Here is a 23,321-nt window from a genome sequence, read left to right on the forward strand (position 1 = left end):
TAATGGATGCACCATGAGTCGCGCCATATCGCATATTGATACATTTCAAGGCTTAATTCTTGCCTTACAAAACTACTGGGCTGAACAAGGTTGTGTGGTTTTACAACCTTACGATATGGAAATGGGAGCAGGAACATTCCACACTGCAACCTTCCTTCGTGCATTAGGGCCAGAAACATGGAACGCGGCTTATGTACAACCTTCACGTCGTCCAAAAGACGGGCGTTATGGGGAAAACCCGAACCGTTTACAGCACTACTACCAATTCCAAGTGGTGTTGAAGCCAAACCCAGATAACATCCAACAGCTTTACCTCGACTCGCTTAAAGCAATCGGGATTGACCCACTGGTTCACGACATCCGTTTTGTTGAAGACAACTGGGAATCTCCAACACTGGGTGCTTGGGGCTTAGGTTGGGAAGTGTGGTTGAACGGTATGGAAGTGACTCAGTTCACTTACTTCCAGCAAGTGGGTGGTGTTGAATGCTACCCTGTTACTGGTGAAATCACTTACGGTCTTGAGCGTTTAGCCATGTACCTACAAGGTGTAGACTCAGTTTACGATCTTGTTTGGACCAAAGGTCAATTCGGTACGGTAACGTATGGCGATGTGTTCCATCAAAATGAAGTTGAACAATCGACCTATAACTTTGAATATGCCCCAGTCGACAAACTCTTTGAATTGTTCGATTTCTACGAAGGCGAAGCCAACCGTTTAATCGAAGCTAAATTGTCTCTTCCTGCGTATGAGCAAGTGGTTAAAGCGTCGCATACCTTTAACTTACTCGATGCACGTGGCGCGATTTCAGTAACTGAACGTCAACGTTATATTTTACGTGTGCGTACTTTGGCGCGTGCGATTGCACAAAGCTATGTGGCAGCACGTGCGGAACTCGGCTTCCCAATGGCAGAGCCACACTTACGTGACGAAGTGCTTGCACAACTTAAAGCACAGGCTGAAAGCGAAGCAGCCCAAGCAGAAAAAGCAGCGGAGAACAAATAATGTCTAAACATACTGTTTTATTCGAACTTGGCTGTGAAGAACTTCCACCCAAAAGCTTAAAAACTTTACGTGATGCGTTAAAAGCTGAAACTGAAAAAGGCTTAAAAGATGCCGGCTTGGCGTTTGATACCATTGAAGCTTATGCAGCGCCACGTCGGTTGGCCCTCAAAATTGTGAATGTCGATGCGGCTCAAGCAGACACGCAAAAACGTTTTGATGGTCCTGCTGTTCAAGCAGCTTATGATGCAGAAGGCAAACCGACCAAAGCTTTAGAAGGCTTTATGCGCGGTCAAGGCATTACTGCGGATCAAGTTTCGACTTTCCAAGCCGGTAAAGTTGAAAAAGTCTGCTTCTTGAAAGATGTGAAAGGTCAAAGCCTTGACGCACTCTTGCCACAAATTTTACAAACTGCGTTGGATAACCTTCCAATTGCAAAACGTATGCGTTCTGCGGCAAGCCGTACCGAATTCGTGCGTCCTGTAAAATGGGTCGTGTTGTTGAAAGACAACGATGTGGTTGATGCGACGATTCAGGATCACAAAGCAGGTAACGTGACTTATGGTCACCGTTTCCATGCGCCTGAAGCGATTACCCTTGCCAATGCAGATGCTTACTTAGATGTGCTTCGTGCAGCGAAAGTTGTGGCAAATTTTGAAGAGCGTCAAGCCATCATCGACCAGCAAGTGAAAGCCTTGGCAGATGAAGTGAATGCGATTGCAATTGTGCCTGCGGATCTTCGTGATGAAGTCACTGCTTTGGTGGAATGGCCTGTAGCATTACGTGCCAACTTTGAAGAGCGCTTCCTTGCGGTTCCTCAAGAAGCTTTGATCACCACCATGCAGGACAACCAGAAGTATTTCTGTTTGGTCAATGCAGACAACAAGCTCCAACCTTACTTCATTACCGTTTCTAACATTGAGTCGAAAGACCCAACGCAAATTATTGAAGGGAACGAGAAAGTGGTTCGTCCACGTTTGTCGGATGCTGAATTCTTCTTCTTGCAAGATCAAAAGCAACCGCTTGCATCTCGTAAAGAAAAACTGGCGAACATGGTGTTCCAAGCGCAGTTGGGTACACTTTGGGACAAATCAACCCGTATTGCCAAATTGGCTGTTGCCCTTGCACCAATTACAGGTGCCAATGTGGCTGATGCTGAAAAAGCAGCACTGCTGGCAAAATGCGATTTAACCTCTGAGCTTGTGGGTGAATTCCCAGAACTTCAAGGTATTGCGGGCACTTACTATGCACGTCTTGAAGGCGAAAATGACGAAGTGACTGAAGCCTTAGGCGAGCAATATCTTCCGAAATTTGCGGGTGATGTATTACCGCAAACCAAGACAGGTACCACCATTGCCCTTGCAGACCGTTTAGACACGCTCACCGGTATTTTTGGTATTGGTCAAGCACCGACTGGTTCAAAAGACCCGTTTGCATTACGTCGTTCTGCAATTGGTATTTTGCGTTTAGTGACTGAAAATAACTTAGACGTTTCCATTGAAGAACTCATCAAGCTAGCTTTAGCGGCTTATGGCGATGTGGTAAAAGATCACGACAAGACTTTGGCAGATGCAGTGGCATTCTTAGAAGGTCGTTACCGTGCGAAATATGAAGACCAAGGTGTTGCGGTTGATGTAATTCAAGCGGTTCAAGCCTTGTCACCAAAATCTCCGCTTGATTTTGACAAGCGTGTAAATGCGGTAAATCACTTCCGTAACTTGGCGGAAGCGGCTGCTTTGGCTGCGGCAAACAAACGTGTTGCCAACATTCTTGCCAAAGAAGCGACACCTGAGGGTGCTGTGGTTGAAGCGAAGTTGGTTGAAGATGCTGAAAAAGCATTATTCGCAGAACTTCAAGCCATTACTCCAGTGGTTGAACCATTATTGGCTGCGAAAGACTATACCGAAGCGCTTTCTAAACTCGCTGCCCTTCGTGCGCCAATTGATGCCTTCTTTGATGGCGTAATGGTGATGGCGGATGATGCTGAATTGAAAGCTAATCGTTTACGTTTACTCGCTCAATTACGTAGCTTGTTTACAAGTGTTGCGGATATTTCAGTGTTGCAGCACTAAGCCTTAATTGGTTGTAAATTAATTAGAACCCTGCTTGAATAAGTAGGGTTTTTTAATATTTAGTGAAAAATGAATACATATTTATTTGCTTGGAATCCCAATAAGTTTCCATCTTTTAACTTAAAAGAAATGGCTTCAAAACTCCCAAACATAAAACCTATTCACAAATGGAAAACAAATAGAATAAATAACATTGGGAGTGGTGATAATTTTATTCTTATTAAATTAGGTACGAATCTTTTAGAATCTGAAAAAGGTATTATTGGAATTGGAAAAATTATCTCTTATCCCTATAAAGATATTGATTATCTTCATGAACATCAAATCGTAGACTATGTAGACTTAGAGTTTTCATATCTTCATGCAACGCCTTTTATTTCATTAAGTAATCTAAACAAAATAGATTCATCAACAACTTGGACACCACAGCAAAATGGAAATAGCATTCCAGATAGTACATATTCTCAAATATATGAAATAATCAATAAAGATCAATCAACAGTTTTATTCGAGAAAAAAATCTACTTTCCAATGATTGCTAATGAAATTGATTTAGCACTCACTAAACAATCTTCAATACATCATGATGAAATTATTCACTTATTATTAAATAAATATCAACTATCATTCGAAAAAATTGCTCATAACACTCATCAATCCAGCTCGTTTATTGCACAAAATATGATGGATTGTTTTTTAGCAGAATTGAACAAAGAATCTGATCTTGTTTCAGAATGGACAAAAAAATATTTACGAACTTTAATCAAATTTAATGGTCGTGAAATTACAAACTACTCTTTGGCTTTAAATACAACTCAAGATGAAATTATTGAAGAAAATAATCTCACATATACAGAAGGTTCTATTAAACAAATTACCGTCAATGCCTATGAGCGTAATCCTAAAGCAAGACAAGCTTGCTTAAATCATTTTGGCTATTCCTGCAAAGGTTGTGGTTTTAATTTTGAAAAAACTTATGGTGAAATTGGAAAAAATTTTATTCATGTACATCACATCAAACCTCTTTCAGAAATTAAAGAAGAATATAAGCTTGATCCCATTTCCGAATTGATACCTGTTTGTGCAAATTGCCACGCCATTATCCATAGAAAAAATCCACCTATATCAATTGAAAAATTAAAAGAGATCTTACATAACTCTCAAAAAACATAGTCAATACTTTATCTATTCCCTATACTCAAACCAACAACACTCAACAAGAAAGAACGTTATATGAAATTAAAAACACTTTTACTTACGGGCTTCACTTGCGCAGCACTTACAGCATGTACCTCATCTCCTAAAATTCCACAACTGGAAACAGGTGTACTGCAAGAAGTTCAAAACCTAGATGTCTATCCAAACACCACAGATAACAAAGCCAAACTGACCAAATTTGTCGACAAATGCGTCATTGAATTTACGGGGAATTTAGACGGCAACAAAGTCATTGAACAATGGTCATTTAGAGGTAATACCCTCATTACTGGCGGCACAGCAACTTTTGCCAAAGATGGCACCAGCCAAGCTCATAATTTCGACCTCAATAATGCCGAAGTCCAACAAAACTTTATCAAGTTACGCAAAAACTTTGCCAAAGAAGCCGTTGCACAATGTAACTAAGCTTCAGCCTAGACTTTGCGTCCATGTCACGCAAAGTCTAGCCAAAGCGCCACATCTTCAACTCTCTCCACCTCTTTAATCTTCGCCCCTGTTGTTACAAATGCCATGCCGAAATGCATCAACATCACAGCGTCTATACAGGAACAAGCTCCAATTCGCGGCTATCGCTACAATTGCGTGGGTATTGTTAAACTACACGACTAAACTGTAGAGGTTTCATCTCAAATCGAAAAAACACCGATTGATCTGTTTATGATGGCTCACATTCAGCACTCCCATGACATGGGGTGAAGTCACAGAGGAAGATCCAACATGAACATGATGAAAACCGCATTAATGAGTACCGCATTTTTGGCTTCAGCTTCGGTCTTTGCCAATAGCTCCATCCATGCTCAAGCCAATGCCACTACCGAGGTGCAAGGCTCTACTCACGGCGTACTCCACAATATTCATGAAGGTGTCAAAAGTTCTACCCAAAAAGTGGGGCATGGTTTAAGCACAGCAACAGAAAATGTCGGACAGGGCATTCAACAGACATCCAGCCAAGTCGGACAGGGCTTAAGCACAGCATCGGAACGGGTCGAACAAGGCCTTGAAAAAGGTGCTAAACAGAGTAAATCTGCCAGTAAAGCCGCATGGCACAACACCAAACAGTTCAGTGCCAAGCAGACACAAAATGCACGTCAAACCCTACATAAAGCCAAAGACTCTAGCGCAGACCAAGCCAAACGTAGTCAGCAATATGTGGGGCAAAAAATCCAACAAGGCAAAGCAACCACTGAACGAACTTGGGACAAAACCAAAACAGCATTGACCACCCCGACACAGGCAGAAGTCAACGCACAAGTGGGCGTACAGACACCGATTAGCAAAACCCAGATTGGGGTGACGGGTCAAGGCTCAATCCATAACCAAAATAATTAGTTTAATCCGTTTTCATGGCCACATTTTTAACTCAAGCTGTGCGCTACAGCGCACTGAAAAATCTTGACGGATGCATGGATACAGCAGAATATTATGTATCCATTCAGTCGTGTCACACTATTAAAAGCACATTTGCCTGATGTGTTTTTGCCACATAGATGTCGAGCAATAGAGGAATATGTTGATGCACTTTGTAAAAACAGCATTGTTATCCAGCGCGGTCATTGCCGCCATGATGTTATCTGCGCATGCCGCAGAAAGCAGCAAGAAAAATGACTATGGCGACAACCCGAATATTTTTGAAGTTTTGGGGCAAAAAACCTTGGATACAGCTCAAGATGCTGCCAATGCCGTAGACCGTACCACCATGGATGGTATTGCCAAAGTCCGACCTAAAGTCGCAGAAACATGGCAAGGCACCAAAGCCTATAGTGAAGAGCAAGCTGAAATTGCCAAAGAAAACTCGCAAAAAGCCGCGGCCAGTGTCAATAAAAAATGGCATGAAGCCAAAGCCAACGTTTTAGGGGATCCGAATAGCCCGCCTGCCCCTATTGAATCACATCCTTTAAGTGCTCCCCCTCAAAATAACTAAGGGTTTTCGCGACTGAGGAAAAAGCGTTGCACTAAATACAACGCTTTTGGAGGCTTAAGCCACCCGACGAATCGGCTGACCTTGTTGATATGCTAAGGTATTTTCCAGCATTTGCTGCACAATACGTTGCCGAGCATCGACACTTCCCCAAGCACTATGCGGGGTAATAATTAAATTCGGGATATCGGCTGCCAGCAAGATATTGCCATCTTTCGGTGGCTCTACGCTCAATACATCGGTTGCCGCACCTGCAATTTGCCCTGTACGCAAAGCCTGCGCCAAAGCGGCTTCATCGACAATGCCCCCACGCGCGCAATTGATTAAAAAAGCACTCGGTTTCATCGCTGCGAATTCGGTAGTACTGATTAAATCACGGGTGGAATCGGTCAATGGGCAATGCAGGCTGAGAAAATCGACCTGAGGCAATAATTCAGCCAAAGGCAAGCGACCTTCACGCTGTGGACGATCTGCCAAACCTGCCACTAACACCCGCATATCAAAAGCCTGTGCCAACTTGGCCACTGCCTGCCCTAACTCACCATAACCGACAATGCCCAAAGTTTTACCCGCCAGTTCCACAATTGGAAAATCCAGCAGACAAAACTGTGACGATGTGTTCCATTGCCCCTGCTTCACTGCCGCATCATATTTTAATAGTGAAGTTGCCAATGCCAGCATCAAGGCAAGGGTATGCTGTGCTACGGCAGACGTACCATAGCCCTGACAGTTACACACCACAATGCCTTGTGCTTGGGCTTGGTGCAAATCCACATTGTTGGTGCCTGTCGCAGAAATCAGGATGAGTTTTAATTGTGGGCATTGCTGCATGATCTGTGCACTAATCTGCACTTTATTGGTAATGATGACCTCGGCATTCTGCACACGTGTCAGTACCAGTTCTGGGCTTGTGGCAGCATAACACTGGAGTTCGCTAAACACGGCTGTTAAGGCGGTTAAATCTAAATCCTGTTGATCTAAAGATGCTACATCCAAAAATACCGCGTTCATCCTGCCCTCCTCGATTTATTGGCAATGCCCTGTAGGGACTTTATTAAAAGCCAAAGCCGATTCAGGTGCAAGTGTGCTGGAATAAAAAGAAAAATCCACTATTTTGTGGATTCTTTTATACACTCATGCACGGAAACGCGAATTTGTTGATACACATAAATCGCCAGAATCAAAACCAGCTGCAAGCCACTGGCCAGCATAATCGCTGCCAGATTAAACGCTTGAAAAAACAGATAGATGAAACTCAGAATTAGTGTCGTCGATACAAGCACAGCAGGTATAAATAGCCTATTCATACAGCCAAACCTTGAGTGAGAAATGAAAAAAGAGTGGATATTTTTTATCCACTCTTTTGATCTTAATCCAATTTACTGAAAAATCAAGCCTTCAGAATTCAAGAAGTTTCATCCAATTACGACTCGTCTTCAGGCTGCGTCATAAACTTGGCAGTGTCAGGCGTATCTTCGACAAAGTCGTTACCGCCATATTCATCACTACTCAAATTAAACTGCTTATAACTCAATAAGTAATGATCACTATATTTTTTCAAAACCAAGGGATGCATGCCCGCTGAAAGTTCATCCTGCTCTTTAAACAGCTTCATGACATGACGGTCATTCATGGCAATCACATAGCGTTCATCATTCAGACTGATTTGAACCAAGCCTGTGCCTTTGGCAAAAATTGGAATCAGGAATTTATGATTCAGGTTAATGGCATTTTGTGCATAGCTTTCAATTTTTTGGCTAATCACGTTAAACACCAAGCCATGCCCAAAGCTATCCAATAACTGGCTGTTATTTTCCTGCGGTAAATTCACCTGAATCCCGAGCTTTAACAAGTCCTGCTCACTGACCTGACGGTTGCTGAGTAACTGGCGAATAATGCTTTGTTTTAATTTGGCATCAAAAAACTGGCTGTCCAACTGCATGTCATTGTTTCTGAGAATTTTCCCCAGTGAACGACGATGATGTGGCAACAGAGTTTCAATCACTTTACGATAATAAAACTTGCTGCCTTTTTTTACCTGACGAATTTTTTGATAGAAATACACGCTATCAAATTCACGGGTTAAAAAGTCATTTAACAGCTCAGAACTGGCCAACACGGCAATTGCATCATGCCCAGTAAATGGCAAATTCAAGGTTTTGATTTCAGGAATGACCTGCTCCAGCAGCACATAGTGCGCACGGTCTTCCTCGCAATATGGGTCATAGACCACAATATATTCACAGTCCGTGGCAATATCTTGCGGTTGCACCTGCATATTGGCATTCAATTCAGCATGGTAGAACATGTTATAGCGACTATCTTCCACCACCTCTGGGTCAATCGAATATTGTGGTACCAAAGACACCACACGTTTCAAGCCCAATAACTTTGAATACTTAATCGCGGCATAGCCCCCCATAGAACCGCCATAACCAATGCGCTTTTGAAATGGGGCAATCAGGCTCTCAATCGCTTGTAAGAGGTTATGCATGGACTCGGCAGGAAACCACGACTTTTCCTTAGGCATAATGCCAATAACATTAAAATCGAATTTTGCCAGTGACTTTTCAGCGTTAATCGAAAGCCCTTTGGCACGGGTAATTAAATCACCAAAAGAAAAAACCAACTCGTCTGACGAACCTTTTAAAAAAATAGCGCGAATCTGTTCATCTTCAAAAATAATGTGTTTATCCATGTCCACACCGAAACAAATCGGCCCTAATTTTTGGTATCAATAAAATTCATAGTGCAGCTGCTTATCATGCTGTCTATGTAGGAGAACGTCTTGACTGTCATCTTCATCACAATCAATAACTTTATAAATCTACGGCATCACACCGTTGCAGCATTTTAACGTATGCGTCTGCAGATGTATGTATTAGAAAAACAAGTCCTGTTAAAGCTTGCTTACATTCATCTACAAGGACTATGTTATTTTATAGATGCACAGCAGATAAAAAAGCGCAAAATATGACACAATCACTTCATCCTGCCGCACAGCAAGGCTTTAGTTCTGGCGCCGAACTCTATCAACAGGTTCGTCCAAGTTATCCGCAACAGATCGTAACTTGGCTACAAGAACAGCTCCACCTCAGTGCACAGTCTCACGTGATTGACCTCGGTTCAGGTACTGGAAAATTTATTCCTTATTTGCAGCAAGTCACCTCCCATATTGTGGCGGTGGAACCGATTGCAGAAATGTTAGCGCAATTGCAACAACGCTACCCGGATATTCCAACCTTACAAGCCAGCAGCGAGCAACTTCCCTTAACCGCTGAAAGTATGGATGCGGTGCTCTGTGCGCAATCTTTTCACTGGTTTGCCACGATTGAAAGCCTCAACGAAATCCATCAAATTTTAAAACCGAATGGACAACTGGGCTTGGTCTGGAATCAGCGTGATATTGAGGTGGATTGGGTGAAAGCATTGGCAGATCTGCTCGAACCCCTCGAAGGCGATACGCCACGCTTTCATCATGGCACATGGAAACAGGTATTTGAGCAACAATTTTTATTCCAACTCGATCAGGTTAAAACCTATCGGCATTGGCATACGGGGCGGGTAGAAGATGTGGTCTCGGGGCGTTTACTTTCGACCAGTTTTATTGCCGCTTTACCCCAAGCCCAACAACAGCAATTAAAAACTCAGTTTGAGCAGATTGTGGCCAGCTATACAGGAAAGTCTGCGCAAGATGAAATTGCTTTTCCTTATGTCACCTATGCCTATAATTTTAAGAAAACAACATAGATTTCACTTTAGGACAATTCAAAATGAGCCAAATGAAAGCATATTTACTCCCCTTATTATTCAGCTCGTTATTGTTTACCGCATGCAGTAAAAATAATGAAGTGGATGCTCCAGATCCTTCTGAAGATCGCATGATGCAAGAATTAAGTTCTTCCCCAATCCAAGAGTTTCCGCAAACGGCCAATGATCAACATGACATTAGCCTGTTACGGGATTTTGACCGTCGCTTCAGTGATATGAGCGATGAAATGGAAGATGAATTAATCAAAATGCGCGACAATGGTAGTCTTAGCGATGAATTTGCCCGTAGCCGCAAACAGGACAATATCCAATCGGCACTGACCATGCTCAAAGATCTGGATTTAAAAACCGAGCAAGGGCGCTATATTCAAGGGCTGATGGCACAGTACTGGGAAAACCAAGCCAAACTTTTGAACAACAGCAGTAAACCTGCGCAGGATCTTCCAAACTCAACCCCAGATAATATTAAAGGGCTGAGAGAATTCCTGCATGCACAAGAACAACTGGATCATTGGGAAACGCAATACGCACCTGCGGAACAACCCAAATCGTAAATGCTCGACGCAGATGACATCATCATGATTTAAAAAAAGACAAGCGAGGTTAACCCGCTTGTCTTTCAGCATGATCCCCTAAACGCTTAAGGGCGTTCACTATACTGTGGTAACGCATCACAAATGCTGTCCCACTCGGCCTTTGAATCCACAAAAATATGCATGGTCGGTTTTTGCTGCAAAGGGGTATCTAGGGTACCAATTCTTAAACGGTAATAATCTGGTGTAGCCGTTTTAATGCTCATAATCGGTGAACCACACTCACTGCAAAAACAGCGCTGAGTCGTGGCAGTCGACTGGTAAGATTTTAAAAATTGCTCACCCTGTAGCACCTGAAAATCTGACTTTTTAATTGGCGCATTGGTAGCAAACGCAGTCCCATTGGCTTTACGACAGCGTTGGCAATGGCATTGCACCACATCACCAATTTCACCGCGAACTTGGTAACGAATGGCTCCACATAAACAGCTTCCCGCATAATTGTGTTGTGACATCAGTTCAGCCCTGTGCATAAAAGAGCTTTAAAACTAACATGTCTAACTCAGGCAAGACACCTGTTTTTCAATGCTGCGACAGATATTCGTGTACCCCTTCACCTGCTGCACGTCCCGTCGCAAAACAGGCTGTGAGCAAATAGCCCCCAGTGGGCGCATCCCAGTCCAGCATTTCACCACAACAAAAAATCTGCGGTTGCTGTTGAAGTTGCAATTGTGCATTTAGCGCGTCACGTTTGACCCCACCGGCACAACTAATCGCTTCTTCAATCGGGCGAAAGCCTGTTAAGGGAATCTGCAACTGCTTAATCTGCTGTGCCAATTTTTCAGGGTCATGCCAGTCTGCTTTCGGCACCAACTCACGCACTAAACTGGCTTTGGCCGAATCTAAGCCTGCTTTACGCCAGAGATTACTTAAGGACTGTTTTTTGCTTGGCTGCAGTTTTTGCAGCAATTGGGCATGGCTTAGTTCAGGTAACAAATCCAGCTGCAATTGCATGACAGACTGCTGTCTTAAGGCTCTCCCCAGCTTATAGATGAGTCCACTCTCCAAGCCATAATGGGTAATTACGATATCGCCCTGACTCTTTTCCGCCGGATTGACCCAAGCCTCGACCCGTTTTAAGGGTTGCCCAAACACGGGCTGCATAAAGCTCGACCATGGGCGCTCCACCCCAGCATTACTGGCTTGAAATGGATTTAATTGGTCTGCTGCTAACCAACTTTGCCACTGACCATCACTGCCCAGTTCTGGCCAAGAGATGGCACCACATGCCAGAACAATAGCATCAAAGTATTCACTCAATTCACGTTGCTGCAGCAAATCTTTGATCTGCAAGCGATTCGACTGAATCCCTGTGCAACTGTGCCGATAATGAAATTGCACGCCCTGAGTGCCTAAACGCTTTAACCAAGCTCTTAACAACGGTGCAGCTTTCATTTCAACAGGGAAAATACGTCCAGATGAGCCTACATAAGATTCAATACCCAAGCCCTGCATCCAGTTTTGAATCCAGCTGGCATCCCAACGGCGAATCCATTGCGCTAGCCAATCTGCTTGATCATAGCGCTGAATAAATTGTTCTAATGGCTCTGCATGGGAAATATTTAACCCCGTCTTGCCTGCCATTAAAAACTTACGGGCAGCAGAAGGCTTTTGCTCATAAATATGAATATCATAATTGAATTGACTCAGAACTTCTGCGGCCATCAAACCCGCAGGACCTGCACCAATAATGGCGATTCGCTTGCTCATGGCTTATGAATCACTTTGCGGGTGGGTCGCAGCTTGTTTCGGCATATTCACACCAGCCAAAGGCTGAAAATCATCAAAGCGCGTGGTGTAATGTTCAGGCTTTTGAATCAGCAATTGCTGACACAATTCTCCACGCTCTAAATATTTAATTTCAAAATGCGTTCGGGCTGAGTCAGAAGCAACCACTTCTTTGACATAGGGTAACTTCCAGACCTGTTGTAACTGCTGCTCCGCTTCCGCTATGTATTCTGGAATATTGCTGGCCAATGTAATTTGCCCACCCACCTGTAAACGAGACAGTAAAAACTCGAAAAACGGCATATTTAACCAGCGCTGTGCGGGATTATGCGGTTCTGGATTTGGATAGAGGATGAAAAACTGCTGGACCTGAGCAGGTGCTAAAGCATGCACAACCCAGGGTAAGGCATCCGCATGAATGGGGGTTAAATTCGGCTGCCCTTCTAATTGATGCTGCTTTTGCATGGCTAAGAACTTTTCACGCGTACGTTCGACAGCAATCAATCTGCTTTCAGGATGTTCACGCGTAAAGAGCAAGGCATGTTTACCTTTGCCTGCACCAATTTCCACACAAATCGGGTCTGAATCAATCATGATAAAATCACGAGGGGCATGCATGTGCTGTGCTTGAAATTGACGAATTGGCATAATCAGATCAAACTTAAGAAAATCTGCGCCAGTCTAACACTTGTGCAAAGTTTTGACCAAATCTTGCAACCGATTTACAGGAGCCAATCATGCCCAAGACCTTTGCTTGCCCACGTTGTGGCGAACCTTCTACTTGGGAAGGGAATCCTCATCGACCATTCTGCTCGGAACGCTGCAAATTGATTGATTTAGGTGCATGGGCCAATGACGAATATAAATTGCCTACAGAAGATGCACCGCAAGCGGCAAACTCTGAAGAATAGCTTTTTATTTTTACAATTCATAATAACGACATACAAATCATTAATCATTTTATACATGATTATTATTTGCACAGGTGCCTTTTAGGCACCATAATAATAAGAATCATTATATTTTTAACTTTTTAAACTTCTTTTTCCCTATTCGAGATTTCCCATGAGAGAATTGACCTTAAAAATATTCTTTTATCTTTCTATTGTCTTTACCGTCTTGAGTTTAATTTTGACTATTTACGCACAAGATATGATGTTCTTTGGAATCACTATTCTTCTTACTATAGCAACGATTTTATTAGGTTTGGAAAGCAAACAGTTTTCAGCTAATCCATTTAGAAAATAAAGCTACCTCTAATTTTTAATTTTAACCACTTACTCACTAGGCTTCGGACTTAGACAGAATCTGTATGGAAGGATGAAGCAACTATCCATTGTTGATAATTTCTATAGCTTTTTCAAAAAACATTAATATAATGCTGAAACTTTCCGCATATTTAATCACAAATCGTTAAATATGCATCGTTTTTTGGATTTGGGAAATCTTCCGATGAGAGAAATTGCTTTAAAAATCTTTTTTTATCTTTCTATTGTTTTGACATTGTGCGCTACGGGATTGGGACTTTTTACTCAAGACATGATGATCATTGGCATAGCTATCCTACTAGCTGTTGCAGCACTTTTGCTTGGCTTAGAGAAAAAACAATATAAAACCGATCCGTTTCGTAGCTAAAGTTGTATATTTCTCCCAAAATGGGCGCTTTTAGCGCCCATTTTTATTGCAACATCAACCTTCCCGACCACAGCAGAACAGCAAACAACACTAACCTGCTTTACCCGCGACAAATGGATTGTGCTGTTTTTCAAAGCCAATCGTGCTGAGCGGTCCATGACCGGAAATAAATTGCGTTTCATCAGGTAAGCTAAAACATTCACGCTTGATTGAATCAATCAACTGTTGATGATTACCGCGCGGAAAATCTGTTCGACCTATCGAGCCTTTAAATAAAACATCGCCTGTCCACAACAAGGCGTTTTCCGCATTGTAGAACATCACGTGTCCTGGGGTATGACCCGGGGCAAAACGAACTTCGAAACTTTGCTGACCAAGCTGTAAGGTTTCCCCACCTTCCAACCATTGGGTTACTTCGACCTTTTCTGGAATCGGAAAACCGTAACGTGCCGAAACGTCTTGCAGCATATCTAACCAGAATTGGTCTTCTTTATGCGGACCAACCACAGGGACATTCCAGATCCGACTCAAGGCACCGACCGCACCAGCATGGTCTAAATGTCCATGCGTCAGCCATAAGGCTTTAACTTTTAACCCTAATGCCTCTACTTCTGCCTGCAATTTTTCAGGTTCACCACCTGCATCAATTAAAACCGCTTCTTTACTTTCAGAATCCCAGACAATGGAACAATTCTGTGCAAAAGCAGTTACAGGTACAATTTTTACTTGAAGCATCGTCGCAGGTCTCACTTAAGAATAGGCTAATGTTTGACGTAAGCCATCAAGATTAGCTTGCAATAAACTGAAGAGCAATTTTAGATGATCTTCCCGCGTATTCAATGCCGGAATATAGGCGTACTGTTCACCGCCCTGCGACAAGAATAACTCGGCATTTTCAATCGCCAATTCTTCTAAAGTTTCCAGACAATCAGCAGAAAAGGCCGGACTCATAATCTGCACCGACTTTACCCCCTGTTCAGCCCACTCTTGTAGCAATTGATCTGTGTAAGGTTTGACCCATTCCTGTTTACCAAACCGTGACTGGAAACTAATCGCCCATTGATCCTCACTTAAATTCAGCGCTTGAGCCAATAATTGCGCGGTAATACGACAACGATCAGCATAAGGATCGCCCTTATCGGCATAAGGCTGCGGAATACCATGAAAGGACATCAACAGTTTTTCCGCCTGTCCATGTACCGCCCTATAATCTTGAACACTTTGCGCTAAAGACTGAATATACAAAGGGTGCTGATAGTAATCCCGCACAATTGAAATGCCCGGCAAGTTACGTTGCTTCTGCATCCACTGTGCCAAAAGATCGTATAACGGTGCCGTTGATGTGGCTGAATATTGCGGGAATAACGGCAACAGAATCAGATGGTCTTGGGGCGTTTTTTCTAGGCTGGCAAGCACACTAGATAATCCTGGCTGACCATAGGTCATGGCAGGCACCACATTCAATTCAAATTCGGGATAGTGTTCAGATAAGGCTTGTCGAATCTGCTCGACCTGCGCCAATAAAATCTCACGCATCGGAGAATCTTTTGACCATACGCTGGCATAGGCATGCGCTACCCGTTTTGGTCGAAACGGCAAAATAAACAAACGCAAAATGATTTGCCACAACGGCTTGGGAATCTCAATCACGCGTTGATCCGACAGGAACTGCTTCAGAAACCGTCTCACTGCTGGAGCAGTTGGTGCATCGGGCGTTCCTAAATTGGCTAAAATAACGGTAATTTTTGCTTTTTCCGCAGGCATTATGCGACCTTCATATCCAACTCAACCCACCCACTTTAACAACTTTTGAGTTAAATTAAATATGAATTAATACAATTATTTCGATAGAGAAACACGATGATCGGCAAGCAGATAAGTTTCAATGATGTTATGTCCTTTCTGCGTCAGCTTCCATAACATGCGTTGACGGTCATCACGCCCTGCAGGACTGATCCACTCATTTTGGCGCATCTGCATTTTAATGTTATGCAAGGCTCGAATATTGATTTGAGCACGAGCAACAGCATGTGCACGTGGCATTTCCTGTCGCGCATCGTCCAAACCAATTTCATTCAAATATTCATTCATACGTTTAGAAAAATATTCTTCAGGCGTTGGATTGACAAAAGTACTGCCCAGTACTGCCAATAAGTCAGACCATGTCAGAGTTTTCTGAATTTTCAGCTCTTTAAAATTACCGTCCTGATAGGCATGTATGCGATATTCAAAACCAAAGGCTTCATTCATCGCCACTTTCGGTAAAGTCAAAAATGGATCTGCCTCTCGCGTCCCCAAATCGCGTTCGAGCTGGTTGATTTTGGCTTTTAGACGGTCAATTTCATCATGTAAGGCTTGTGTATTTTGCGGACGCACCCAACCCGTTGCTGGAGATCGTTCGAGCATATGAGTCATGTTTAAACGCACGGCCATTTCTAAGTCACGCAAAGTGCGGTAAGTAAAGACCTGATCTGCCTCTTGTTGTAGCAGCTTACGGAATTCATTAAATTTTTCTTTTAATTCTGGTTTCTGATCGTGCAAGACTGGATCACGTGATGCTGGATCTTCATGCATAAACACAATAATCGGTTTTTGTTTGGTCACAGCATAAATATATTCAAGATGCATATACCCCACACCGGACACCGATTGTTCACCATATTGGCTACCAAGAAGAACAATCACATAGTCACAATCATCAATTTGACGACGCGCAAATGCTGTACTCAAAGGTGTTCGTTGTTCTAATCCCCATGAGAAAAATCCCATACCGACCAAAGTTTGAGATAAAACCATGCGCTCTGGTTGCATGTCCGCACCAGATGTTGAAATAAATACTTGATAACGCTTATCGATCATTGGTTATCCTCATCCTTTCCTTTCATACCGCAGTTACAGCCATGCAGTATGACGACCCCAATTATTAGTATGAATGCATAAGTTCAAGACAGATTATTGTTCTACATCTATTTTGTTACGATATCCGCAATACTCCAACTCAAGTCCGCTTGAATCAAGTGTTGCAAAATCGGTTCTAGATGTGTGGCATTATTTCCACTGACATAACATTCTATGCGCAGCAAACCATCATTCCGTCTTTGTTCAAATAATAACTCATTTTTTAATAAAATACGGCTAGTTTGACGCGCAACGGCATATCCTGAGTCAATTAATGTCATTTTTTGCCCAAAAATTGATTCGATTGCTGGTTTTAAGAACGGATAATGGGTACACCCGAGCACCAAATAGTCTGCGCCCTGATCGACCACAGGCTGCAAAAGTAGTTCTAAGGTCATTAAACAGGCAGCACTCATTTGCTGACCACTTTCGACAAAAGGGACCAAATCCAGACAAGTGACAGGCAATACCGTGACCTGTGAAGGAATTGCAAAACGCTGAACCACATCATGAATCAGCTTGCCTCGAAAAGTCGCTGGCGTTGCCAGTACTGCGACGGTTTTACTTTGGCTTTGCAATACAGCGGGTTTTAATGCCGGCACCAAACCAATAATCGGGAAATTTTCTCCATAGTGTTCGCGCAAATAATCCAGACTAAAGGCTGAGGCGGTATTACAAGCCACCACCGCAACTTTACAACCTTGGCGATAGAGCCATTCGATCGCGCGTGCCGTCAGCTCACGAATTTCCTGATCATCGCGCGGACCGTAGGGCACATTGGCCGTGTCGGCAAAATAGAGAATCCGTTCATTGGGTAAATAGCGAGCGATTTCCTGCGCCACCGACAATCCACCAATACCCGAATCAAAAATGCCAATCGGGGCATCCAACTGCGCTTTTGGCATTGGATTGATTAAGGGATAAATCGGATGAATCGCTGTCATAACACACTATTCACAGGTTTGGATGGGAGATAAAACAAGCTTAAACCTCAAGTGCCTAATTGCAAGTGAAAATCACCGCTTTGTAGCGTTAAGATGGTATCACCCTGCTCATTTTCAAGCAGTGTGCCCATTTCAATTAAATGAAAAAAAGCCGAACGCTGAATTAAGGCATTAATTCCCCAACGTACATGCACATAAGGACGCAGTTCACCGGCATATTCACGCATAAAAATAGGATGTGCCGCATCAACAATAATCACATCATCATGTGTGGTCTGCAGTTGAATATAGCGTTTATCCTCAATGACCACGGAGTCAACTTGATTGACGAACAAGGGTTCATCTTCTACCTCAATCTCAATTTGCTCGGTGGGGGTCTTTAAATAAAAGCGCCCCTCTTCTTTCCAAAGCACGCTTGAAAACAGGTTCAGTAAGGACTGACGCTTAATCAATTGACCTTCGTGCCACCATTCTCCATTGGCTAAAACCTTTAAATCCATTCTGCCACAATGCTTTGGCTGCCATTGCTCCAAAGGGGGGATTGACCTTTTGTGACCGCCCTGTGCACTTTTTAAGTCTTGTGCAATACTCATTAAGTTTTTATCATCAATTTTCGCTGAATTATTCGTCGGGCTACTGGAATTAGTTTGATTTACCATGAATTAATGCCTACTTGACGTAAAAATATTATGATTCAGCCAATTGGCTAGACCGCGGTTTAAAACTATACTAGCCCACAATATAAAAGGCATGCTATTACAGTTGTGCCGAATATTTAAGAACACTCATGGCAGCACTGTAAAGAGTCATACAGTTGCCACCTTTAAGTAATATGAGGAGTCCTACATGGAACACATCGAACGTGAATCGATGGAGTTTGACGTCGTTATCGTAGGCGCAGGCCCTGCAGGTCTTTCTGCTGCGATCAAAATTCGTCAACTTGCGATTGAAAACAATTTATCTGATTTATCCGTTTGTGTGGTAGAAAAGGGCTCCGAAGTCGGTGCGCATATTCTTTCAGGTGCTGTACTCGAGCCACGTGCAATCAATGAACTCTTCCCGAACTGGAAAGAAGAAGGTGCGCCTTTAAATGTTCCTGTAACGGAAGATAAAACCTATTTCTTGATGTCGCCTGAAAAAGCGCAAGAAGCGCCACATTGGATGGTGCCAAAAACCATGCACAATGATGGCAACTACGTGATTTCATTAGGCAACGTGGTACGTTGGTTAGGTCAAAAGGCCGAAGAACTTGAAGTTTCAATTTTCCCGGGCTTTGCCGCAGCTGAAGTACTTTACCATGCAGATGGCACGGTTAAAGGTATTCAAACTGGTGACATGGGCATTGGTAAAGATGGCGAGCCGACGCACAACTTTACTCCAGGTTATGAACTACATGCCAAATACACCATTTTTGCTGAAGGCTGTCGTGGTCACTTAGGTAAGCGTCTCATTGCCAAATTCGATTTGGACAAAGATGCCGATCCACAGCACTACGGTGTCGGGATTAAAGAACTTTGGGAAATTGATCCTGCAAAACACAAACCAGGTTTGGTGATGCATGGTGCAGGCTGGCCTTTAAGTGAAACAGGTTCATCTGGCGGTTGGTGGCTATACCACGCAGAAAATAACCAAGTGACTTTGGGGATGATTGTCGATTTATCTTACGAAAATCCACACATGTACCCATTTGCAGAAATGCAACGCTGGAAAACCCATCCACTGGTGAAACAGTATTTAGAAGGTGGTAAGCGTATTTCTTACGGTGCACGTGCCGTGGTGAAAGGTGGTTTCAACTCACTACCGAAGTTTACCTTCCCAGGTGGTTCTTTAATTGGTGATGATGCAGGCTTCCTCAACTTCGCTAAAATTAAAGGCTCACACACCGCGATGAAATCAGGCATGTTGTGTGGTGAAGCCGTATTTGAAGCGATTCAAGCCGGTGTTGCCAAAGGTGGTGATCTCGCGATTGCTCGTGTCACTGAAGGTGAAGACTTCTTCGCGAAAGAACTCACGGCTTACACCGAGAAATTCAACAACAGCTGGTTAAAAGAAGAGTTATACAACGCGCGTAACTTTGGTCCAGCCATGCACAAGTTTGGTCAATGGATGGGTGGTGCATTCAACTTTATCGACCAAAACGTCTTTAAAGTACCGTTCACCTTACATGACCTCGTGCCTGACTTCAGTGCATTAAAAACGGTCGATGCGGCAAGCTTTAAACCAAACTATCCAAAACCAGATGGCAAATTAACCTTTGACCGTTTGTCGTCAGTCTTCGTTTCAAACACCGTGCATGAAGAAAACCAGCCTGCGCATTTGAAACTGACCGATGCCTCTATTCCAGTGAATGTGAACTTACCAAAATGGGATGAGCCTGCACAGCGCTACTGCCCTGCCGGTGTTTACGAAATCATGGAAAATAATGACGGTTCAAAACGTTTCCAAATTAATGCGGCAAACTGTGTTCACTGTAAAACGTGTGACATTAAAGATCCATCGCAAAACATCACTTGGGTAACACCAGAAGGTGGTGGTGGTCCGAATTACCCGAACATGTAATATCAGCACATTGTGTCGAGTTTTATTCGGCACTGCTGTTGCATAAAAAAATCCCCTCAAATGAGGGGATTTTTTATCGGTAAAACTTAATGGCTAATTAGCCTTTTTTCACCAAATAATGAAATTCTTTATTGCCATTTTCATCTAAACGTTCTTCTTGCAACAGTAACTCGTGTCCCAAATGCAGACAAAATTTAGGAATATCCCAAGAGGTTGAATTGTCCGTTGCAAATACCTCAACCACATCCCCAGATTTTGATTTACGGATGGCTTGATGCAGCATCATCACAGGTTCTGGACAACGCAAACCACGGGTATTTAATTGTAAGGTCGGGGTAACAGAGGATTCAGACATCAGGACACTCTAGGCTTAGAAACAGGGCTATTCTAACATAAACTCAGCACAGCACAGCAGCGGCTGCTTAAGCAGCCAAATGATGCTAAAAATGCCAATTTCAGCACCAGACTCAAGATCCGAAAATGACGATAACATTCATATTTTGCTATATTTTTTGCATAGACATCTGCATTTTCTAAGGTATGATGAAAATAATTTTTTTCATATATAGAGCCTTTAGGAAAGATCATGCACGATGAATCAAGCCCGTCGTGGGGCATGCGTGGCTTAAGAAAGTGGTTAGGAACTGCACCGGAAACTCGCGACGAACTGTTAAAATTAGTACAAGATTCTCGTCGTTTTTTAGAACCCGATACTGTTGCCATGCTTGAAGGCGTGCTTGACCTGCCTGCAACCAAAATCCGTGAAGTCATGACGCCGCGTACCGCGATGATTAGCCTGCAAGAAGATGATGAATTACTGGATATTTTGCATGTGCTGATTGAATCTGCACACTCGCGCTTTCCGGTATTTTCATCCGATCAGCCCGATAATGTGGTCGGGATTTTACTGGCCAAAGACTTATTGCCTTTCCTCACGGAAAAAGCCAGCAAAGTCGATATTCGGGTACTGATGCGTCAGCCGCTGTTTGTGCCTGAAAGTGCTCGCTCTGACCAAGTCTTACGTATGTTGAAAAACACGCAAACCCATATTGCTGTCGTGATTGATGAATATGGGACAACCTCTGGTTTGGTCACCCTTGAAGATATTCTTGAAGAGATTGTCGGAGAGATTGAAGATGAGCACGATATGGTCGATGAAGAAGCTCAATACATCGTACCGGATGATGATCCGAAGACAGCCAATACCTGGTTGGTGCAGGCACTTACACCAATTGAACATTTTAATAATCTTTTAGATGCTGATTTTCCTGACGATGAAGTAGAAACTATGGGCGGTTTATTGCTTCAAGAAATTGGTTTAGTGAGCGATCTACAAGGTCAAGTGATTGAAATTGGCGATTGGGAATTTACCATTGTAGAAGCAGATGCACGTACTATTCATCTGATTCGAGCTGTACTTAAATGAGAACTTATTTTCAGGCGCTGTTAAATTCTTCACAACAACAAAAACAGCTCCCCGTCATTTTACCTTTCATGATTTCCCTCAGTGCTGGTGCCATTCTAAGCTTTGCCTTGGCACCTTATTACTACTGGTGGATTGCACTCCTCTCCCCGGCCTTACTGTATGCCTGCTTACATCAACGTTCTGCAAAACAGGCGTTTTTCATTGGCTGGGGCTATGGTTTCGGATTGTGGTTTGTTGGCGCATTTTGGCTTTACACCTCCATCCATGTCTATGGCGATACCAGTGCTGTACTCAGTGTCATTATGATTGCGATCATGGCACTGGCGATGGGCCTTTTTACCGCACTACAAACCTGGATTTATCGCAGATTTTTCCCCGAAACACCACTGACCTTTGCGCCACTTTGGGTGTTGTTTGAATGGGCAAAAACTTGGGTATTTACAGGTTTCCCATGGTTATTCGTCGGTTATGCCTTTACCGAACGTTTCCTCGATGGTTATGCACCTCTTTTTGGCGTGTTTGGGGTATCCTTTGTGGTGATTCTCTTGGCCTGTGCCTTGGTCGAGATGCTCCATAAAAAATTCTTTTGGCTCATTCCCGCGGTGCTTTTACTGTTCGGAGCATGGGGAGCAGCTCAACTACAATTTGTACAACCGAAAGCAGAAAAGCCTCTCACGGTGTCCCTCGTTCAGGGCAATATCCCGCAAGACCTGAAATGGCTAACGGAATACCAGACCCAAACCTTGATGATTTATGCTGAACTCACTCGAACTGAATGGGGACGGGATTTAATTGTCTGGCCGGAGTCGTCTATTCCGATGTTCCAAACCGATATCCAACCGTTCTTGGATGCCATGAAAGCTCAAGCGCAAAAAACAGGAACCTCTTGGGTCACTGGCATTCCGTATTGGGATCTAAAGGCTTCGGCACAACAAGATAGTCCTATGTTCTATAACAGTATTATGGCGCTCGGGGATCATGCCGACGGGTTGTATAAAAAGCAACGCTTGGTTCCATTTGGCGAATATATTCCGCTGTCTGGCATGCTGAGTTGGGTACTGCCAGCCTTACAAAACGATCCTTCGGTGAGCGGTTTTTCACGTGGTGCTGCCGATCAAAAGCCCTTACAGATTAAGCAACATAACTTAGCTGCGGCCATTTGTTATGAAGTGGCTTATCCAAATCTGACCCGACGCAATGCCAGCAATAGTGATTTCTTAGTCACCGTTTCGAATGATGCCTGGTTTACTGGTACGGCGGGGCCTTGGCAGCATTTACAAATGGTGCAAATGCGTGCCAAAGAAAATGGTCGCTGGTTTATTCGTGCCACCAATACCGGTGTAACGGCCTTCATTGACCATCACGGCCATATCGTGCGCCAAGCTCCGCTGGATCAAAAAGCAGTGTTACGCGGCGATTTACCAGCGATGCAAGGTCAAACCCTGTATACCCGCCTGAGTGACTGGCCAATTCTTGGATTCTCAGCGCTCTTATTAATCATTGGCTGGATTTTCCGACCACGCAAAGTCGATATTTCCTTTAAATCTCGACGCTAAGAC

General features: G+C 43.4%; 24 protein-coding genes. 13 read left to right on the top strand and 11 right to left on the bottom strand.

The window, feature by feature from the left end; translation table 11 throughout:
- Window positions 1-13: 13 nt before the first annotated feature.
- From glyQ to AC6CHI_RS08915, 6 genes are all read left to right on the top strand, one after another.
- Complete coding sequence (glyQ, locus tag AC6CHI_RS08890; RefSeq protein ID WP_498120790.1) at window positions 14-1,003, top strand: glycine--tRNA ligase subunit alpha; 990 nt, start codon at window positions 14-16, stop codon at window positions 1,001-1,003.
- Complete coding sequence (gene glyS, locus AC6CHI_RS08895; protein WP_498120791.1) at window positions 1,003-3,072, top strand: glycine--tRNA ligase subunit beta; 2,070 nt, start codon at window positions 1,003-1,005, stop codon at window positions 3,070-3,072. Before glyQ ends, glyS begins: the two co-directional genes overlap by 1 nt.
- Window positions 3,073-3,141: 69 nt before the next feature.
- On the top strand, window positions 3,142-4,245 hold the full coding sequence (locus AC6CHI_RS08900) for an HNH endonuclease (RefSeq protein WP_498120793.1): 1,104 nt from the start codon (window positions 3,142-3,144) through the stop codon (window positions 4,243-4,245).
- Window positions 4,246-4,305: 60 nt separating this feature from the next.
- On the top strand, window positions 4,306-4,695 hold the full coding sequence (locus AC6CHI_RS08905; RefSeq protein WP_498120795.1) for a hypothetical protein: 390 nt from the start codon (window positions 4,306-4,308) through the stop codon (window positions 4,693-4,695).
- A 312-nt stretch (window positions 4,696-5,007) separates the two neighbouring features.
- On the top strand, window positions 5,008-5,619 hold the full coding sequence (locus AC6CHI_RS08910; RefSeq protein ID WP_498120797.1) for a hypothetical protein: 612 nt from the start codon (window positions 5,008-5,010) through the stop codon (window positions 5,617-5,619).
- A gap of 184 nt (window positions 5,620-5,803) precedes the next feature.
- The gene (locus AC6CHI_RS08915; RefSeq protein WP_498120798.1) at window positions 5,804-6,211 is read left to right on the top strand and encodes a hypothetical protein; all 408 of its coding nucleotides are present in this window, start codon (window positions 5,804-5,806) and stop codon (window positions 6,209-6,211) included.
- 54 nt (window positions 6,212-6,265) lie between these two features.
- On the opposite strand, the gene AC6CHI_RS08920 is transcribed toward AC6CHI_RS08915, so the two are convergent.
- The gene (locus AC6CHI_RS08920; RefSeq protein ID WP_498120800.1) at window positions 6,266-7,219 is read right to left on the bottom strand and encodes a 2-hydroxyacid dehydrogenase; all 954 of its coding nucleotides are present in this window, start codon (window positions 7,217-7,219) and stop codon (window positions 6,266-6,268) included.
- Window positions 7,220-7,631: 412 nt separating this feature from the next.
- Entirely contained in the window at window positions 7,632-8,906 is a 1,275-nt protein-coding gene (locus AC6CHI_RS08925) for a hypothetical protein (RefSeq protein ID WP_458892578.1), read from the bottom strand.
- 275 nt (window positions 8,907-9,181) lie between these two features.
- Between AC6CHI_RS08925 and AC6CHI_RS08930 the strand changes: the two genes are divergently transcribed.
- On the top strand, window positions 9,182-9,958 hold the full coding sequence (locus AC6CHI_RS08930) for a class I SAM-dependent methyltransferase (RefSeq protein WP_498120801.1): 777 nt from the start codon (window positions 9,182-9,184) through the stop codon (window positions 9,956-9,958).
- A 23-nt stretch (window positions 9,959-9,981) separates the two neighbouring features.
- Entirely contained in the window at window positions 9,982-10,533 is a 552-nt protein-coding gene (locus AC6CHI_RS08935; protein WP_498120803.1) for a hypothetical protein, read from the top strand.
- An 86-nt stretch (window positions 10,534-10,619) separates the two neighbouring features.
- Here AC6CHI_RS08935 and AC6CHI_RS08940 read toward each other — a convergent pair whose 3' ends face one another.
- The 3 genes from AC6CHI_RS08940 to AC6CHI_RS08950 all read right to left on the bottom strand — a co-directional run bounded on the left by AC6CHI_RS08940 (window position 10,620) and on the right by AC6CHI_RS08950 (window position 12,954).
- Window positions 10,620-11,027, bottom strand: coding sequence for a GFA family protein (locus AC6CHI_RS08940; protein WP_498120804.1), 408 nt, complete (start codon window positions 11,025-11,027; stop codon window positions 10,620-10,622).
- A 67-nt stretch (window positions 11,028-11,094) separates the two neighbouring features.
- On the bottom strand, window positions 11,095-12,282 hold the full coding sequence (locus tag AC6CHI_RS08945) for a TIGR03862 family flavoprotein (protein ID WP_498120805.1): 1,188 nt from the start codon (window positions 12,280-12,282) through the stop codon (window positions 11,095-11,097).
- Window positions 12,283-12,285: 3 nt separating this feature from the next.
- Complete coding sequence (locus AC6CHI_RS08950; protein WP_498120928.1) at window positions 12,286-12,954, bottom strand: class I SAM-dependent methyltransferase; 669 nt, start codon at window positions 12,952-12,954, stop codon at window positions 12,286-12,288.
- Between the two features lie 83 nt (window positions 12,955-13,037).
- Between AC6CHI_RS08950 and AC6CHI_RS08955 the strand changes: the two genes are divergently transcribed.
- Together AC6CHI_RS08955 and AC6CHI_RS08960 are read left to right on the top strand one after the other, a co-directional pair.
- Window positions 13,038-13,211: a DNA gyrase inhibitor YacG gene (locus AC6CHI_RS08955; protein ID WP_498120806.1), complete on the top strand. Its 174-nt coding sequence runs from the start codon at window positions 13,038-13,040 to the stop codon at window positions 13,209-13,211.
- A gap of 541 nt (window positions 13,212-13,752) precedes the next feature.
- Window positions 13,753-13,935 carry a hypothetical protein gene (locus AC6CHI_RS08960; RefSeq protein ID WP_498120808.1) on the top strand — a complete coding sequence of 61 codons (183 nt, stop codon included), beginning with the start codon at window positions 13,753-13,755 and terminating at the stop codon, window positions 13,933-13,935.
- A gap of 90 nt (window positions 13,936-14,025) precedes the next feature.
- Here the strand turns inward: AC6CHI_RS08960 and AC6CHI_RS08965 are convergent, their stop codons facing one another.
- From AC6CHI_RS08965 to AC6CHI_RS08985, 5 genes are all read right to left on the bottom strand, one after another.
- A complete protein-coding gene (locus AC6CHI_RS08965; RefSeq protein ID WP_458892572.1) occupies window positions 14,026-14,670 on the bottom strand; it encodes an MBL fold metallo-hydrolase in 645 nt (214 codons plus the stop codon).
- 15 nt (window positions 14,671-14,685) lie between these two features.
- A complete protein-coding gene (hemH, locus tag AC6CHI_RS08970; RefSeq protein WP_498120810.1) occupies window positions 14,686-15,699 on the bottom strand; it encodes a ferrochelatase in 1,014 nt (337 codons plus the stop codon).
- Between the two features lie 75 nt (window positions 15,700-15,774).
- Window positions 15,775-16,794 (bottom strand): DUF4062 domain-containing protein, encoded by a 1,020-nt coding sequence (locus tag AC6CHI_RS08975; RefSeq protein WP_498120812.1) that lies wholly within the window; start codon window positions 16,792-16,794, stop codon window positions 15,775-15,777.
- Between the two features lie 107 nt (window positions 16,795-16,901).
- A complete protein-coding gene (murI, locus tag AC6CHI_RS08980) occupies window positions 16,902-17,777 on the bottom strand; it encodes a glutamate racemase (protein ID WP_498120814.1) in 876 nt (291 codons plus the stop codon).
- 47 nt (window positions 17,778-17,824) lie between these two features.
- A complete protein-coding gene (locus AC6CHI_RS08985) occupies window positions 17,825-18,436 on the bottom strand; it encodes a DUF1285 domain-containing protein (RefSeq protein ID WP_498120815.1) in 612 nt (203 codons plus the stop codon).
- Window positions 18,437-18,623: 187 nt separating this feature from the next.
- On the opposite strand from AC6CHI_RS08985, the gene AC6CHI_RS08990 reads away from it, so the two are divergent.
- Window positions 18,624-20,336, top strand: a complete 1,713-nt coding sequence (locus tag AC6CHI_RS08990) for an electron transfer flavoprotein-ubiquinone oxidoreductase (protein WP_498120817.1) — start codon at window positions 18,624-18,626, stop codon at window positions 20,334-20,336.
- Between the two features lie 97 nt (window positions 20,337-20,433).
- Here the strand turns inward: AC6CHI_RS08990 and tusA are convergent, their stop codons facing one another.
- Entirely contained in the window at window positions 20,434-20,691 is a 258-nt protein-coding gene (gene tusA, locus AC6CHI_RS08995; RefSeq protein WP_458892566.1) for a sulfurtransferase TusA, read from the bottom strand.
- A gap of 231 nt (window positions 20,692-20,922) precedes the next feature.
- Here tusA and AC6CHI_RS09000 point away from each other — a divergent pair, with 231 nt between their 5' ends.
- Both AC6CHI_RS09000 and lnt read left to right on the top strand, forming a co-directional pair.
- A complete protein-coding gene (locus AC6CHI_RS09000; protein WP_458892565.1) occupies window positions 20,923-21,762 on the top strand; it encodes a CorC family transporter in 840 nt (279 codons plus the stop codon).
- Window positions 21,759-23,318 carry an apolipoprotein N-acyltransferase gene (gene lnt / locus AC6CHI_RS09005; RefSeq protein ID WP_498120819.1) on the top strand — a complete coding sequence of 520 codons (1,560 nt, stop codon included), beginning with the start codon at window positions 21,759-21,761 and terminating at the stop codon, window positions 23,316-23,318. Before AC6CHI_RS09000 ends, lnt begins: the two co-directional genes overlap by 4 nt.
- Window positions 23,319-23,321 lie beyond the last annotated feature (3 nt).

It is taken from the genome of Acinetobacter sp. GQ146 (assembly GCF_059758585.1).